At 63.1% G+C, this 16,191-nt stretch carries 14 protein-coding genes; 4 read left to right on the forward strand and 10 right to left on the reverse strand.

Annotated features, from left to right (window positions below; all coding sequences use genetic code 11):
• Window positions 1–54: 54 nt before the first annotated feature.
• The 7 genes from AC3B5Q_RS02520 to exaC all read right to left on the reverse strand — a co-directional run bounded on the left by AC3B5Q_RS02520 (window position 55) and on the right by exaC (window position 7,762).
• Complete coding sequence (locus AC3B5Q_RS02520; RefSeq protein ID WP_021783944.1) at window positions 55–870, reverse strand: M90 family metallopeptidase; 816 nt, start codon at window positions 868–870, stop codon at window positions 55–57.
• 24 nt (window positions 871–894) lie between these two features.
• A complete protein-coding gene (locus AC3B5Q_RS02525; protein WP_021783945.1) occupies window positions 895–1,542 on the reverse strand; it encodes a DedA family protein in 648 nt (215 codons plus the stop codon).
• Window positions 1,543–1,731: 189 nt separating this feature from the next.
• Window positions 1,732–2,190, reverse strand: coding sequence for a GNAT family N-acetyltransferase (locus AC3B5Q_RS02530; protein ID WP_021783946.1), 459 nt, complete (start codon window positions 2,188–2,190; stop codon window positions 1,732–1,734).
• Window positions 2,191–2,298: 108 nt separating this feature from the next.
• On the reverse strand, window positions 2,299–3,117 hold the full coding sequence (gene eutC, locus AC3B5Q_RS02535) for an ethanolamine ammonia-lyase subunit EutC (RefSeq protein WP_021783947.1): 819 nt from the start codon (window positions 3,115–3,117) through the stop codon (window positions 2,299–2,301).
• Between the two features lie 8 nt (window positions 3,118–3,125).
• Window positions 3,126–4,520 carry an ethanolamine ammonia-lyase subunit EutB gene (locus AC3B5Q_RS02540; protein WP_021783948.1) on the reverse strand — a complete coding sequence of 465 codons (1,395 nt, stop codon included), beginning with the start codon at window positions 4,518–4,520 and terminating at the stop codon, window positions 3,126–3,128.
• A gap of 46 nt (window positions 4,521–4,566) precedes the next feature.
• Window positions 4,567–6,015, reverse strand: a complete 1,449-nt coding sequence (gene eat, locus AC3B5Q_RS02545) for an ethanolamine permease (protein WP_021783949.1) — start codon at window positions 6,013–6,015, stop codon at window positions 4,567–4,569.
• Between the two features lie 226 nt (window positions 6,016–6,241).
• Window positions 6,242–7,762: an acetaldehyde dehydrogenase ExaC gene (gene exaC / locus AC3B5Q_RS02550; RefSeq protein WP_021783950.1), complete on the reverse strand. Its 1,521-nt coding sequence runs from the start codon at window positions 7,760–7,762 to the stop codon at window positions 6,242–6,244.
• Window positions 7,763–8,016: 254 nt separating this feature from the next.
• On the opposite strand from exaC, the gene AC3B5Q_RS02555 reads away from it, so the two are divergent.
• From AC3B5Q_RS02555 to AC3B5Q_RS02570, 4 genes are all read left to right on the forward strand, one after another.
• The gene (locus tag AC3B5Q_RS02555) at window positions 8,017–10,032 is read left to right on the forward strand and encodes a sigma-54-dependent Fis family transcriptional regulator (protein ID WP_275966683.1); all 2,016 of its coding nucleotides are present in this window, start codon (window positions 8,017–8,019) and stop codon (window positions 10,030–10,032) included.
• Between the two features lie 66 nt (window positions 10,033–10,098).
• On the forward strand, window positions 10,099–11,448 hold the full coding sequence (mpl, locus tag AC3B5Q_RS02560; protein WP_003255349.1) for a UDP-N-acetylmuramate:L-alanyl-gamma-D-glutamyl-meso-diaminopimelate ligase: 1,350 nt from the start codon (window positions 10,099–10,101) through the stop codon (window positions 11,446–11,448).
• Window positions 11,445–12,074 (forward strand): flavin prenyltransferase UbiX, encoded by a 630-nt coding sequence (gene ubiX / locus AC3B5Q_RS02565; protein ID WP_021783952.1) that lies wholly within the window; start codon window positions 11,445–11,447, stop codon window positions 12,072–12,074. The genes mpl and ubiX overlap by 4 nt, the downstream gene beginning before the upstream one ends.
• Complete coding sequence (locus tag AC3B5Q_RS02570) at window positions 12,071–12,358, forward strand: YceK/YidQ family lipoprotein (protein WP_021783953.1); 288 nt, start codon at window positions 12,071–12,073, stop codon at window positions 12,356–12,358. Before ubiX ends, AC3B5Q_RS02570 begins: the two co-directional genes overlap by 4 nt.
• A gap of 107 nt (window positions 12,359–12,465) precedes the next feature.
• Here AC3B5Q_RS02570 and AC3B5Q_RS02575 read toward each other — a convergent pair whose 3' ends face one another.
• From AC3B5Q_RS02575 to AC3B5Q_RS02585, 3 genes are all read right to left on the reverse strand, one after another.
• Complete coding sequence (locus AC3B5Q_RS02575) at window positions 12,466–13,110, reverse strand: oxidoreductase (protein WP_021783954.1); 645 nt, start codon at window positions 13,108–13,110, stop codon at window positions 12,466–12,468.
• Window positions 13,111–13,137: 27 nt separating this feature from the next.
• Window positions 13,138–14,871 (reverse strand): C13 family peptidase, encoded by a 1,734-nt coding sequence (locus tag AC3B5Q_RS02580; protein ID WP_028697782.1) that lies wholly within the window; start codon window positions 14,869–14,871, stop codon window positions 13,138–13,140.
• A 212-nt stretch (window positions 14,872–15,083) separates the two neighbouring features.
• Window positions 15,084–16,148 carry a 2,3-butanediol dehydrogenase gene (locus tag AC3B5Q_RS02585; protein WP_223279163.1) on the reverse strand — a complete coding sequence of 355 codons (1,065 nt, stop codon included), beginning with the start codon at window positions 16,146–16,148 and terminating at the stop codon, window positions 15,084–15,086.
• Window positions 16,149–16,191 lie beyond the last annotated feature (43 nt).

Below are 16,191 nucleotides of genomic sequence, written 5' to 3' on the forward strand. Positions count from 1 at the left end.
ATTATAGGCACATTCTGCCGGGGCATGCCACGCTTGGCCTGATGTGCGGGCCCGTCAGGCTTGGCTTTCGCGGTACTCGGGATGTTCCGCCTGCAGCCGGCACAGGCGCGCCAGCGGGTCTTGCCGGTAGAACAGCGACAACTGGTGGTAGACCTGTGGATAAGCCTGATGAAGCAGGTCGGGGGCACTAAAGAAGTACTCGCTGGTAACGGCAAAGAACTCTGCCGGGTTTTCCGCAGCGTAAGGGTCGATGGCAGTTTCGGCGTCGGGGTTGGCGTCCAGTTGCTGGTTGAGATCGTCGTAAGCCTGCTGCATGGCGCTTGCCCACTCATCAACTGGCATGCCGCTGTGCAACGGTGGCAGGCCGTTGGCATCGCCATTGAGCATGTCGAGCTTGTGTGCCAGCTCATGGATGACCAGGTTGTAGGCCTCCCAGCCACCACTGGCCAGCACGCCGTTCCAGGCCAGTATGATCGGCCCCTGCTGCCACGCCTCGCCGCTGTGTTCGCCGTCCCACACATGCTCCACGCCACTGGCATCGCGGTGGCGCTGGGGGCTCTTGAAGTCGTCGGGGTACAGAATGATTTCGTGGAAGCCTTGGTACCAGTTCAGCTCACCCAGGTGAAGCAGCGGTAACTGTGCCTGGGCAGCCAGCAATAGGCGCTGCTCGTCGTCCAGCTCGACACCGGGCAGGCAGGTGAGGTGCTTGTCGAGCAGGAACAGGATGCAGGCTTCGCGCAGCCAGTGGTCTTCAGCGTCGCTGATGCCGTCCAGCATCGGCAGCCGCTCGCGTACGGCCTGCCATTGCTGTGGCGTGATCGGGTAGCGCGCCAGAGTACGCTTGCGCCGCCAGGCGCTGAATGACCACATGCCGTTTGTTCTTTACCTGTTTGTTCAGTGAGCCTTGGCCGTACGGCCCAGGCGGCCACGCAGCAAGCCGATGATCATCGGCACCAGCGACAGGATGATGATGCCCACCACCATCAGCGACAGATGCTGCTTGATGAACGGGACGTTGCCGAAGAAGTAGCCCAAGGTGACCAGGCCGCCGACCCATAGCAGCGAACCGGCAACGCTGAAGCCGAGGAAGCGTGGGTAGTGCATGTGAGCGATGCCCGCGACGAACGGTGCAAAGGTACGCAAGATAGGCAGAAAGCGCGCCATGGTCACGGTCTTGCCGCCATGTCGTTCATAGAAATCGTGGGTACGCTGCAGGTAGTCGCGGCGGAAGATCTTGGAGTTGGGGTTGTTGAACAACCGCTCGCCGACCGTTCGGCCGATCACGTAATTGGTGCTGTCGCCCAGGATTGCAGCGGCCATCAGCAGGCCGGCCAGCAGCACCGGGTCCATGCCACCACCCGCCGCAACGGCGCCGGCGATGAACAGCAGCGAGTCGCCCGGCAGGAATGGCATGACTACCAGGCCGGTTTCGCAGAAGATCACGGTGAACAGGATGGCGTAGATCCAGGGACCGTAGTTGGTGACCAGCAGATCGAGGTAGGCATCGAGATGCAGGATAAGGTCCAGCGGGTTGAAATCCATGTACAGCACCTGTGTTCTTGGGCGTAGGCTTGGTTACCGGGGGAGGGGTAAATTTTCACACATGACAGGTGCGCCATTATACGGCTAAGTGAGGATCATGCCCGAGGAGTTTGTAGCGGGGGGTTACGGTAGAGGGGTATTCCTTTACCAGCCTCTTAGCGGGCACGCCCGCTAAGAGGCTGGTGCGGGTCAATCCTGACTGATCGGCAGGATGTAGCTCTTGAACTCGGTATCCTCGCGAAAACCGATGGATTCGTAAGTCTTGTGCGCCACTTCATTGTTCGCGCTGGTCGACACCCGCATGCGCACAGCATTGGTCTCTTTGGCCATTTTCTTCGCTTCGCGAATCAGGTGGTCGGCCACCAGCATGCGCCGGGAGTCCTCAGCTACATAGATATCGTTGAGAATCCATACCCGCTTCAACGACAGCGACGAGTAGCTCGGGTACAGCTGGCAAAAGCCCAGCAGTTTGCCGTCGTCATCATCCGGAAGTGCCAGGTAAATCACCGATTCATCCCGCTTCAGGCGCTTTTCCAAAAAGTTGCGCGAGCTGTCGGGGTAGGGCAACTGCCCGTAGAATTCACGGTATTTGACGAACAACGGCGTGATCAGGTCGAGGTGTTCCAGGGTTGCCTTGATGATGCGCATGTGCGGCCCTCAGAGTCCATTTGGGAAACAGCGGAATGCCAGCAGCGTTCAAGGGCATGCTGCCCCAATGCACGGCACAAGTGCAATCCGCCTTCCGTGACAGGTTTTTTACCCTTTGCCGAGCAGGAAGTTACCTTTCTGGCTGGCGCTGTCTTCATTCTCCAGGCTATGTACCTCGGCTTCGTCCTTCAGATTCACCCCGGAAAGCTGGCGCCGGCAGGCTTCGCGCATCAAGTACAACAGGCGGTGCGCTGCCATGCCATAGCTCAGCCCCTCCAGGCGGATATTGGAAATGCAGTTGCGGTAGGCATCGGTCAGGCCGACCTTGGGTGCATAGGTGAAATACAGGCCAAGGCTGTCGGGCGAGCTCAGCCCCGGGCGTTCACCGATCAGCATCACCGTCATCCGGGCGCCCAGCAGCTCGCCGACCTCGTCGGCCACTGCCACACGGCCCTGCTGCACCAGCACCACCGGGGCGCTGGTCCAGCCGTCGGCGGCAGCCTGTTCCTCGAAGCGGGTCAGGAACGGTAGCGTGTGGCGATGCACGGCCAGGGCCGAGAGGCCGTCAGCCACCACGATGGCCAGGTCGACGCCACCTGGGTTGGTCTGAGCGTGCTGGCGAAGGGTCGCAATCGAGTCTTCGTTCAGCCGGCGGCCAAGGTCCGGCCGCTGCAGGTACTGGTGGCGGTCGCTGGCCGCGCTGTGCAACACCAGGCTTTCGCGCCCGCGGTCACTGAGCTGGCTGGCCAGGCCGGCGTGGTCGAAAGCCAGGTGCACGGCATCACGTGCCTGGGCATGGGCGAACTGGAAGTCCAGCTGCGCCCCGGTCGGCAGGCTGGTGCCAGTGCGGCCCAGGGCGATGCGCGCCGGGGTCAGGTTGCGCAGGGCCAGCCAAGGGTTGTCGGGGGTAGGCGTGCGATGGTCCATGGTCATCCCTATGCAAGCTGTGCCAAGGCCTGGCGGAAGGCCGGCGGCAGGTTGTCACCGAAACGCACCCGGCCGTCGGCCTGGGTGAAAATGCCGGTGCGGGCCAGCCATGCCTCGAATTCCGGCCCAGGCTTCAGGCCCAGGGTCTGGCGCGCGTACAGCGCGTCATGGAACGAGGTGGTCTGGTAGTTGAGCATGATGTCGTCGGAGCCGGGGATGCCCATGATGAAGTTGATGCCGGCCACACCCAGCAGCGTCAGCAAGGTGTCCATGTCGTCCTGATCGGCTTCGGCATGGTTGGTGTAGCAGATATCGCAACCCATCGGCACGCCCAGCAGTTTGCCGCAGAAATGGTCTTCGAGGCCGGCGCGGATGATCTGCTTGCCGTTGTACAGGTATTCCGGGCCAATGAAACCGACCACGGTGTTGACCAGAAACGGCTTGAAGTGACGGGCCACGGCATAGGCGCGGGTTTCGCAGGTCTGCTGGTCGACGCCGTGGTGGGCGTTGGCCGAGAGCGCGCTGCCCTGGCCGGTTTCGAAATACATCAGGTTCTGCCCGAGGGTGCCACGTTTCAGCGACAGACCTGCTTCGTAGCCTTCCTGCAACACGTTCAGGTTGATGCCGAAGCTGGCGTTGGCCGCCTCTGTGCCAGCGATGGACTGGAACACCAGGTCTAGTGGCACGCCACGGTTGATCGCTTCGATCGAGGTGGTGACGTGGGTCAGCACGCAGGACTGAGTGGGGATGTCGTAGCGCTGGATGATGGCGTCGAGCATTTCCAGCAGGGCGCAAATCGAAGCGATGCTGTCGGTGGCCGGGTTGATGCCGATCATGGCGTCGCCGTTGCCGTACAGCAAACCGTCGAGAATGCTGGCGGCAATACCGGCCGGTTCGTCTGTCGGGTGGTTGGGTTGCAGCCGGGTCGACAGGCGCCCGCGCAGGCCCATGGTGCCGCGGAACCGGGTGACCACGCGGATTTTCTGCGCCACCAGCACCAGGTCCTGCACGCGCATGATCTTCGACACGGCAGCGGCCATTTCCGGGGTCAGCCCGGGCGCCAGGGCGCGCAGGCTGTCTTCATTGGCTTCCTCGCTCAGCAGCCAGTCGCGCAGACCACCCACGGTCAGGTGGCTGACCGGGGCGAAGGCCTGGGCATCGTGGGTGTCGATGATCAGGCGGGTCACTTCATCTGCTTCGTAAGGGATCAGTGCTTCATTGAGAAAGTGCGTCAGCGGAATATTGGCCAACGCCATCTGCGCGGCGACACGCTCGCCGTCGTTGCTGGCCGCCACGCCTGCCAGGCAGTCCCCGGAGCGTGCCGGGCTGGCCTTGGCCATCACGTCCTTGAGGCTGTCGAAGCGGTAGACCAGGTGGCCGACCGTGTGTACGAAACTTGCCATACAGAATCTCCAGAGCCGCGGGTTGCCCCGCGGCGGGTGGCGGCGATCAGTGCAGGGCCTCTTCGGCCTTCTGGATCGCGGCGAATTCCTCTTCCGGTGTGCCCGCAACCAGGTGGTGGCGGCTGTAGAAAGCAAAGTAGGCAATTAATACCGCATAGATCACTGCAGCGCCAATGACTACCCGCGGGTCAACCAGGAATCCGGCGACCACGGCGATACACGCCAGCACCAGCGCCAGGCCGGAAGTAAAGATGCCACCTGGGGTGCGGTAGGGGCGTTCCATCTTTGGCCGGCGGATGCGTAGGGTGATGTGCGCAGCCATCATCAGCACGTAAGACAGGGTAGCGCCAAACACTGCCACCAGGATCAGCAAGTCACCCTGGCCCGTCAGCGACAGGGCAAAGCCGATGATGCCCGGGATGACCAAGGCCATTACCGGGGCCTTGCTTTTGTTGGTTTCCGACAATTTGCGCGGCAGGTAACCGGCGCGGGACAGGGCGAAGATCTGCCGGGAATAGGCATAGATGATCGAGAAGAAGCTGGCGATCAGCCCGGCCAGACCGACCAGGTTGACGAAGCCGCCCATCCAGGTGGAGCCGCCGTAGGCCTTCGACAGGGCTTCGACCAGCGGGTTACCGGAGGCCTTCAGCGCCTCGGAGCCTGCGCCGCCCGGGCCGACCACCAGGATCAGCAAGGCGAAGGCCAGCAGTACCAGCATGGCGCCGATCAGGCCGCGAGGCAGGTCACGCTTGGGGTTCTTGGTTTCTTCTGCGGCCAGCGGCACGCCTTCGACGGCAAGGAAGAACCAGATGGCGTAGGGGATGGCTGCCCACACGCCGACATAGCCAAACGGCAGGAAGCTGCTGGCGCCGACGGCGTCCGTTTTGGCGATGTCGAACAGGTTGGCTGCATCAAAATGGGGCACCATGCCTATCAGGAATACGGCCAGGGCAATGGCGGCGATGGCGGTGATGATGAACATCAGCTTCAGTGCCTCACCCACGCCGAAAATGTGGATGCTGATGAACACGATGTAGAACGCCAGGTAGATCATCCAGCCGCCGATACCGAACAGCGATTGGCAGTAGGCGCCGATGAACACCGCGATGGCGGCAGGGGCGATGGCGTATTCGATAAGGATCGCCGTGCCGGTCAAAAAGCCGCCCCATGGGCCGAAGGCACTGCGGGCAAAGCCATAGCCACCGCCAGCGGTGGGGATCATCGACGACAGCTCGGCCAGCGAGAAGCACATGCACAGGTACATGGTGGCCATCAGCAAGGTGGCCAGGAACATGCCGCCCCAGCCGCCCTGCGCCAGGCCGAAGTTCCAGCCGGCGTAATCGCCGGAAATGACGTACGCCACGCCCAGGCCGACCAGCAGTACCCAGCCGGCAGCGCCTTTTTTCAGTTCACGTTGCTGGAAATAGTCAGAGCCGACTTTCTCGAAGTCGACGGAAGAGCCTGCCGGCGATCCGGCGGAATGTTCGCTTGGCATAGATTCACCTGTTGTTTTTCTTGGTGGCCGGAAGGGTTCCGGGCCGATGGTGATGGGTGCTGCAGGAAGCGAGCCAGGGCGGCTGGTGCACGGTTGCCGCCCGGGTTTTGTGTAAAGCAGGTCCGGCCTCTTCGCGGGCTTGCCCGCTCCCACAGGTACCGAACCGGTTCTGGAACCAACGGTGAACCTGTAGGAGCGGGTTTACCCGCGAAGAAGGCGACGCGGTCTAGAAGAAGCCCAACGGGTTGATGTCGTAGCTCACCAGCAGGTTCTTGGTCTGCTGATAGTGATCCAGCATCATTTTGTGCGTCTCACGCCCGACCCCCGACTTCTTGTACCCGCCGAATGCGGCATGCGCCGGGTACAGGTGGTAGCAGTTGGTCCACACACGGCCAGCCTTGATCCCGCGGCCCATGCGGTAGGCACGGTTGATGTCGCGGGTCCACACGCCGGCACCCAGGCCGAACTCGGTGTCGTTGGCAATCGCCAGTGCTTCGGCTTCATCCTTGAAGGTGGTGACGCTGACCACCGGGCCGAAGATTTCTTCCTGGAACACGCGCATCTTGTTGTTGCCCTTGAGCAGGGTCGGCTGGATGTAGTAACCGGTAGCCAGCGCACCTTCCAGCTTCTCGACCTTGCCGCCGGTGAGCAGCTCGGCGCCTTCGTCCTGGGCAATCTGCAGGTAAGAGAGGATCTTTTCGAACTGCTGCTGCGAGGCCTGGGCGCCGACCATGGTGTCGGTGTCCAGCGGGTCGCCGCGCTTGATCTGCAGCACCTTCTTCATCACCACTTCCATGAACTGCGGGTAGATCGACTCTTGCACCAGGGCACGCGACGGGCAGGTGCACACTTCGCCCTGGTTGAAGAACGCCAGCACCATGCCTTCTGCCGCCTTCTCGATGAAGCTTGGCTCGGCCTGCATGATGTCTTCGAAGTACACGTTCGGCGACTTGCCACCCAGTTCGACGGTGGACGGGATGATGTTCTCGGCCGCGCATTTCATGATGTGCGAGCCCACCGGGGTAGAGCCGGTGAAGGCGATCTTGGCGATGCGCTTGCTGGTGGCCAGGGCTTCACCGGCTTCGCGGCCGTAGCCTTGCACCACGTTGAGCACGCCAGGTGGCAACAGGTCGCCAATGACTTCGAGCAGGACGGTGATGCCCAGCGGCGTCTGTTCGGCAGGCTTGAGCACCACGCAGTTACCAGCGGCCAGTGCCGGGGCAAGCTTCCAGGCAGCCATCAGGATCGGGAAGTTCCAGGGGATGATCTGCCCGACCACGCCCAGTGGCTCGTGGATGTGGTAGGCCACGGTGCCTTCATTGATTTCGGCAGCACCGCCTTCCTGGGCGCGGATGCAGCCAGCGAAATAGCGGAAGTGATCGACTGCCAGCGGAATGTCGGCGTTGAGGGTTTCGCGGATCGGCTTGCCGTTGTCCCAGGTTTCGGTGATGGCCAGCAGTTCGAGGTTCTGCTCGATACGGTCGGCAATCCTCAGCAGAACGTTGGAACGATCCTGCACTGAAGTGCGGCCCCAGGCGTCGGCCGCAGCATGGGCGGCATCCAGGGCTTTCTCGATGTCTTCGGCAGTAGAACGGGGGAATTCAGCGATCAGCTTGCCATTCACCGGGGAGGTATTTTCGAAGTACTGCCCCTTTACCGGAGCAACGAACTCACCACCGATGTAGTTGCCGTAGCGGTTCTTGAAGGAAACCTTCGCGCCCTCGGTACCGGGATGTGCATAACGCATGGTGTGTCTCCTTGGTATTGTGCTTTTTAGGGAGTTGAAAAGCATAGAGCAAGGGTTGGGCCAGTGTTGGCCGTGCCAGGCAAATCAATGACTTGGGTCATTTTTACCGGCCTGATCAAGGAGGGCTGTGCCGGCGTCGGTACGCCAGGGGTGACACTTTGTGCCGTTTGCGACACGTCACCGGTGTGTGCATTGCAAAGCCTACCCGGGTGGAGGATGCTGGGCTGACGCTCTATCTGCGGAGAATTACAACAATGCAGAGCAATCACTTCACTCGCCATGCCCGGCAGGTCCATAGCGTTGCCCATGGTGGGGCTGGGGAGGGCGGCAGTGACCCGTCCATCGCCCGTTCCTGGCTGCGCTGCCTGGAGGACTACCACCTCGACCCGGCGGTGATCGAAGCCCCGGTGGTGCTTGAGCACGGGCGCCTGCTGGAAAGCCGCGAGCGCCTGCACCAGGTGCTGCAAATTGCCGACCATGAAATGAACAGCCTGCACCAGCAGCTTTCCGGCGCGGGCCACGCGGTGCTGCTGACAGACGCCCGCGGGGTGATCCTCAACTGCGTCAGTGCCCCCACCGAGCGGCGCAGCTTCGAACAGGCCGGGCTGTGGCTGGGCGCCGACTGGAGCGAGGCGCGCGAGGGCACCAATGGCATCGGCACCTGCCTGGTCGAACGCCAGGCGCTGACCATCCACCAGAACGAGCACTTCCGTGGCCGTCACACCGGCCTGACCTGCTCGGCCAGCCCGGTGTTCGACCCGCATGGCGAACTGCTGGCGGTACTCGACGTGTCCTCGGCGCGCCCCGACGTATCGCGGCAAAGCCAGTTCCACACCATGGCATTGGTCAACCTGTCGGCGAAGATGATCGAAAGCTGCTATTTCCTGCGCCATTTCGAGCAGCAATGGTTATTGCGTTTTCACCTGCAAGCCGAGTCGGTCGGCCTGTTCAGTGAAGGCTTGCTGGCGTTCGACGGCGATGGCCGCATTTGCGCTGCGAACCAAAGCGCACTGAACCTGCTGGGCACGGTACGGGGTGGCGTGCTGGGCAAACCGTTGGAGTGCTTTTTCGCGTGCAGCCATGACGAAATGTTCAGCCGTGCCACGCCCGGAGGCAGCACTGCCTGGCCGCTGCGCACCCTGGATGGTCGCCAGGTGTTCGCCAGCCTGCGGGGGCAGGCCCGGGCGCCGGTTTGGTCAGTGCCGGCCGCCCAGCCGCGGCCTGCACGTGAAGTGGAGCCGCTGGTCTGTCTGCTGGACCCTGCGTTGCAAAATGATTTCCGCCGCAGCGTGCGGGTGTTCGAGCGCGATGTGCCATTGCTGCTGCGCGGCGAGACCGGCTGTGGCAAGGAGGCGTTCGCCCAGGCTGTGCACCAGGCCAGTGAGCGGCGCGGCAAACCGTTCGTCGCCATCAACTGCGCTTCTATCCCGGAAAGCCTGATCGAGAGTGAGCTGTTCGGGTACCGCGGCGGCAGTTTTACCGGCGCGCGCAAGGAGGGCATGCGCGGCAAGCTGTTGCAGGCCGACGGCGGCACCTTGCTGCTGGACGAGATCGGCGACATGCCGCTTGCCCTGCAAACCCGCCTGCTGCGGGTGCTGGAGGAGCGCCAGGTGGTGCCGATCGGGGGAGAGCCACAGGCGGTGGACGTGCGCATCGTCAGCGCTACGCACCGTGACCTGCTGGAACGGGTTGAACAGGGCAGTTTCCGCGAGGACCTGTATTACCGCCTCAATGGCCTGGAGGTGGCGTTGCCGGCGGTGCGAGAACGCAGTGACAAGGCGCAGTTGCTGGACTTTCTGCTACGCCAGGAGACGCAGGGGCAACGCATAGACATCGAGCCCAGGGCGCGACAGGCGTTGCTCGAATTTACCTGGCCGGGGAACGTGCGGCAGATGCGCAATGTGCTGCGTACTTTGGTGGCGCTTTGCGAAGATGCCCGCATTACCTTTGCGGACCTCCCCGCGGTCATCCGCTCCAGCCCACCTACCGTGAGGGCGGGTGAGCCCGTGAAGATGTCCGACCAGGCAATAGAGGGCGAGGGCGTTGCCCTCGTTCGCGGGCAAGCCCGCTCCCACAGGTCCGCCGGTGCCGCAGAGATTGAGGGTGAATCTGTAGGGGCCGAGGTTCTGCTCGACGCGGAGCGGCAAGCGCTGAAGGAGGTCCTGGAGGCAAAACACTGGCATCTCACCCGCGTCGCCGAGCACTTGGGCATCAGCCGCAATACCTTGTATCGAAAACTGCGCAAACACGGCATTACCAGGGGCGACTGAGCGAAACAGCGGGTGCGATTTGTCGCGCCCTGGGCTACCCTGCCTCGATGTTTTGCGAGGTCGACCATGCATATTCACATTCTCGGTATTTGCGGCACTTTCATGGGTTCGCTGGCGGTGCTGGCCAAGGAACTTGGCCACCGCGTCACCGGCTCCGACGCCAACGTCTATCCCCCGATGAGCACCCAGCTCGAAGCCCAGGGTATCGAGCTGACCCAAGGCTATGACCCGGCCCAGCTGGACCCGGCGCCAGACCTGGTGGTCATCGGTAACGCCATGTCGCGCGGCAACCCAGCGGTTGAATACGTGCTGAACAAGGGCCTGCCCTACGTCTCCGGCCCGCAGTGGCTGGCCGATCACGTGCTGCAAGGTCGCTGGGTGCTGGCCGTTGCCGGCACTCACGGCAAGACCACCACCAGCAGCATGCTGGCCTGGGTGCTGGAGCACGCTGGCATGAGCCCGGGCTTCCTGATTGGTGGTGTGCCGCAGAACTTCTCGGTGTCGGCCCGTTTGGGCGACACGCCGTTCTTTGTGGTGGAGGCCGACGAGTACGACAGCGCCTTCTTCGACAAGCGCTCGAAGTTCGTCCACTATCACCCGCGTACTGCGATCCTCAACAACCTTGAGTTCGATCACGCAGACATCTTCCCGGACCTGGCCTCGATCGAGCGGCAGTTCCACCACTTGGTGCGCACTATCCCCAGCGAAGGCCTGGTCATCCACCCGACCACCGAGCAAGCGCTGGAGCGTGTGATCGGCATGGGCTGCTGGACCCCTGTGCAAACCACCGGTGAGGGCGGCCAGTGGCAAGCCCGCCTGCTCAGCCCCGATGGCTCGCGCTTTGAAGTACTGTTCGAGGGCGAAGTGCAGGGTGTGGTGGACTGGGCGCTGACCGGCCAGCACAACGTCGCCAACGCCTTGGCCACCCTGGCAGCCGCGCGTCATGTAGGCGTGGTGCCAGCCATGGGCATTGACGGCCTGAGTGCTTTCAAGAGCGTCAAGCGGCGCATGGAGAAGGTTGCCGAAGTACAAGGTGTGACCATCTACGATGACTTCGCCCACCATCCGACTGCCATTGCCACCACGCTCGACGGCCTGCGCAAGCGGGTGGGGGAGGCGCCTGTGATCGCGGTGATCGAGCCACGCTCCAACTCGATGAAACTCGGTGCCCACCGTGACGGCCTGCCAGAAAGCGTCAACGACGCCGACCAGGTGATCTGGTATGCGCCGGCCAACCTCGGCTGGGACCTGGCTGCCACCGCCGCGCAGTGCAAGGTGCCGAGCGTGGTGGCCGATAGCCTCGAAGCGATCATCGAGCGGATCAAAGGCCAGGCTCGCCCAGGCACCCATGTGGTGATCATGAGCAACGGCGGCTTCGGCGGCCTGCACGGCAAGCTGGCCGAGGCGCTGAAGTGAGCGGGCCGGAACGCATCACCCTGGCCATGACGGGCGCCTCGGGTGCCCAGTATGGCCTTCGCCTGCTCGATTGCCTGGTACGCGAAGACCGCGAGGTGCACTTCCTGATCTCCAAGGCCGCACAGTTGGTGATGGCCACCGAGACAGATGTTGTGTTGCCGGCCAAGCCCCAGGCGATGCAGGCGTTTCTGACTGAATACACCGGCGCGGCCGACGGGCAGATCCGCGTGTATGGCAAGGAAGACTGGATGTCGCCGGTAGCCTCGGGTTCTGGCGCCCCGGCGGCAATGGTGGTGGTCCCCTGTTCCACTGGCACTTTGTCGTCCATCGCCACTGGCGCCTGCAACAACCTGATCGAGCGGGCTGCCGACGTCACCCTCAAGGAGCGGCGTCAACTGATCCTGGTGCCACGCGAAGCGCCATTCTCCACCATCCACCTGGAAAACATGCTCAAGCTGTCGCAAATGGGCGCGGTCATCTTGCCGGCGGCTCCGGGGTTCTATCACCAGCCGCAGACCATCGACGACCTGGTCGACTTTGTCGTGGCGCGTATCCTCAACCTGCTGAACATCCCCCAGGACATGTTGCCACGTTGGGGCGAGCACCACTTCGGGGTGGATGATTGAAGCGAGCACTGGCGGGGTTGCTGGCGCTTGTGATGCTGAGTGGGTGCGCCACTGTGCGCACGCTGGATGCCAACAAGCCCGGCGCACCAGTGGTGTATGCCGGTACCCGGCTGGATTTGTATGTGATCAATGGCGGGTGTTGCCCGCGGGATCATTACGGGGCGGACGCTCCGGCGTATCCGCGCCTGGATCTGCCCGGCAGCATGCTGCTCGATACCCTGTTGCTGCCGTTGTCTTTGCTGACAGCGGCCGGCATAGGCTTCCAGGCTACCGGCGGCCTGTGATGGCCTCTTCGCAGGCACGCCCATTGCTACTGTTGAGTAGTCACTGGAAGATTATCGAGACCCTGTGGGAGCGGGCGTGCCCGCGAAGAGGCCTGCACAAGCGAAGCCTAGATCCTGCCCAGCTTGCGCAACTCATCCGACTCCACAACCCGCACGCCGTCTTCTTCCTCCAGCGCCAGCCGCCACAGGGCCCGCGCCAGGGTACAAGCCTCGATTCCCCGGTACTTCCCGGGTATCAACTTGGAAAACGGCGCCACAAGCTGTTCAGTCAGCCGTGGCTCCAGCCGCTCGCCCAGCAGGAATGAGGGCCGCACGATGGTCAGCTGTGGCCAGTCCTGAGCCTTGAGCGCTTCTTCCATCTCGCCCTTGATCCGGTTATAGAAAATTGACGACTTGGGGTCGGCGCCCACTGCACTGACCACCAGCAGATGCCGCGCACCCATTTCCCGGGCACGCTTGCTGAAGGCGACCACCATGTCCAGATCCACTGCGCGAAAAGCTGATTCGGAACCCGCCTGCTTCAGCGTGGTGCCCAGGCAGCAATAGGCGATGTCGACCCGCCCGGCTAGTTGCGGAAGGAACACCGCCGGGTCGCCCACCGGGTTTTCCAGGTGCGGGTGCTCGGCCAATGGTCGGCGCGTAGGCGCCAGTACACGGGTGATGGTGGGCTCGTTGAGCAAGCGGTCCAGTAGGTGTTCACCGGTCAGGCCGGTGGCTCCGGCAAGCAGGACATGCTGAGGCGTCAAGTACATGATGTCTCTCCCTTGTTACACACAAGTCTAGTGAGTGCCGGGCGTTTTTGCCTGTTCCCTCACGTTGGCCTGTGCGGCGTTACGCAACGCTTCTTCGGCTTGTTGCTGGCGCAGGTGCTGCCAGTGCTCAAGCACGGCGGGCGGAGCCCACAGCTGCGGCTCGGAGGCCTCGAAGCCTTCCCTATGTTCTCTTTCGGCAACGCTGGCGCGCGCCAGTTCAAACGCCTGTTTCAGGTCGTCGGTCTGGTTCAGCGCTTCCGCGAACAGGGCATCGCCAAAGTAGGTGAAGTCGGCTTCTTCCGAACAACCGAAGGAGACGCGGTCGGCCCGGGCAGCGGTCATGATCAGCGTGCGCTCGTCTTTGAGCGGGGCGATATAGCCCCCTGAATAGCAGGCAGAGATGACGATTACCTTGTCGCGATCCTTCAGCGGGGCCAGGGCAGTGGCCAGCTCGTCAGCAGACAGATCGGCCAGTTGCAGGCGGGGCTGGTCGAGCACCAGTTGGTGGTCCTGGCTGCCATGGCTGGTGAGGTAGATGAACACCAGGTCTTCGGGGCCGCTGCGCTCTGCCAGGGTGGTGGCGGCGCGGGACAGGTTCTCGCGTGTTGCCATGGGGCGTGTGGCCATGTGGTCGCGGTGGTTGACCAGCGTGACCTGGCCACTCGCGCCAAAGCGCACCTTGAGCATGTTGCTGACGTAGTCGGCTTCGCGCAGGAATACGCTTTGCTGGCCATCGCCGGCCACTACCAGGCTATACAGCTGGATCGGTGGCGCCGAGCGTGGTACCCGAGCCAGTGCCTCGTTCAGCAGCCGGCCCTGGTTGAGCAAAGCTAGGTCCAGTGGGTCTGGTAGCAGCTTGCCATTCTGGTCGCGCACGCGCACGCCGTTGGCCCATGTTCCGCTTTCGACCTTGCCACTGGCCAGGATCAGTCGCCCGTGGCCATGGTAGGCATCGTTCAGGAACCCGCCGATGTACTTGCTGCCGTCGGGCAGTTGCAGGCTGCCCTGGCCCGACAGATGCCAGTCGGCGAACTCACCCTTGTAGTGGCTGCCATCGCTGCCCAGCAGTTCCCCTTCGCCGTTCAGCGAGCCGTCCTTGAATTCACCGATCCACACGTCGCCATCGGCATTTTCGTAGCGGCCACGGCCCTCCAGGCGGTTGTCCTTGAACTCGCCGATGTACTGCTCGCCATCAATGCTGTCGTAGGTGCCGGCGCCTTGTAGCTGGCCGTTGACGAAGAGGCCGCTGAACTGGTTGCCGCTGGCATCGCTGCGCACCCCGGCGCCGTTGGGCTTGCCCTTGGCGAACAAGCCTTGATAGCGACTGCCGTCGGCCAGCTCCAGCTGGCCTGCGCCGTCGTACAGGTCGTCCTTGAACTGGCCGCGGTAGGTCTGGTCGGCTTGCTTGAGGGTGCCCTCGCCGTCGCGGCGGCCGTGGCGGAAGGTGCCGCTATAGTGGCTGCCCGGGGTGGTCAGGTCGCCCAGGCCCTGAAACAGCCCCTCGGCGAACTGGCCGCGGTAGACCTCGCCGTTCTGGCCATGCCATTCGCCCTGGCCGTGCCACTGGCCGTCCTTGAAGCTGCCGGCGTACCAGCTGCCGTTGGGGTAGTCGATTCGGCCCTCGCCCTGCAGCAGGCCATTGACCACCTGCCCCCGGTAACGCCCACCGTCAGGCAGCCGTGCGTCCGGCGGGAGCAGCGATTCGCCATCGCCACAGGCGGCGAGCAGCAGGACCAGGGTAATGGGGAGCAATGGACGCATGGCAAGGACCGGGCAATAGGTCTGCCGAGTATGACGCAGAATGGGATCCTGAGACAGCGAGCCCATGTGTCGGCGCACAGCCTTGGAACCTTGCGCGTGCCCTGTAGGAGCGGCTTCAGCCGCGAACACCGGCGAAGCCGGTGCCCTCAACCGTGTTGCTTCTTCGCGGGCGCGCCCGCTCCCACAGGTGCCACGTTGCCTTCAAGGTGCAATCAGCGCACACCCGGTGAAACGATGATCTTCACATTCTCCTCTTTGTTGTTCACCAGTTCCTCGAAGCCCAGCTCGACAATCTGCTCCAATCCGATCCGGCCGGTTACCAGCGGGCGAATATCCAGACGACCATCAGCAATGAAGGCAATCACGTCGGCAAACTCGCCGTTGTACGCCAACGCCCCCAGCACCTGCTTCTCGGTGGACACCAGCTCGAAGAAGTTGAACTCGCTGGGCTCTTCGAAAATACCCACCAGCACGCACTTGCCTGCTTTGCGGATGGTGTCGATGGCCAGCTTGGCCGTATGTTTGTTGCCGATGCACTCAAAACTCACATCGGCGCCCAGCCCTGCTGTCAGTGCGCGGATTTCCGCCAGGGCATCGCACTGGCTGGGGTCCAGCACAACGTTGGCGCCTACCTCTTTGGCTTTGGCTTTGCGCGCAGAGGACATTTCAAGGGCGATGACCTGCGCCGCCCCCGCAGCCTTGGCGCACATGATGGTGCAAAGGCCGATGGTGCCGGCCCCCACCACTACAACGGTTTGCCCAAGCAGGCTGCCGGCCTTTTTCACCGCGTGCATACCCACCGCCAGCGGTTCGATCAGTGCCCCGGCTTCGGCAGGGAAGCCCTGCGGCAGCCGGTAGAGCAGGTTGGCGGGCACGTTGACCAGCTCGGCGAAGGCACCGTTGTTCATCAGGCCGGTGAACGCCAGGCGCTCGCAGATGTTGTACAGGCCATGGGTGCAGTAATAGCAGGTGCCGCAATGCTGGCAGGCGTCTGCCGCCACCGGATCGCCTACGGCATAGCCCTCCACGCCTTCGCCAAGCTTGGCGATGTGGCCGCAGAATTCGTGGCCGAGGATGCACTGGCCCTGAATGCCGGTCAGCGGGTGCGGGGCCTCTACCGGGATGAACACCGGGCCGGCAACATACTCGTGCAGGTCGGAGCCGCAGATGCCGCACCAGTCCACCTTGATCTGCACCCAGCCCGGCGCAGGGTCGGCCGGCAAAGGTACCTGTTCGACACGAATATCGTTGCGGCCATGCCAGACGGCCGCGCGCATGTGGGTGTGGCTCAGGTCATTCATTGTTGTTCTCCAGGCTCAC

Source organism: Pseudomonas sp. D5(2026) (assembly GCF_057766845.1).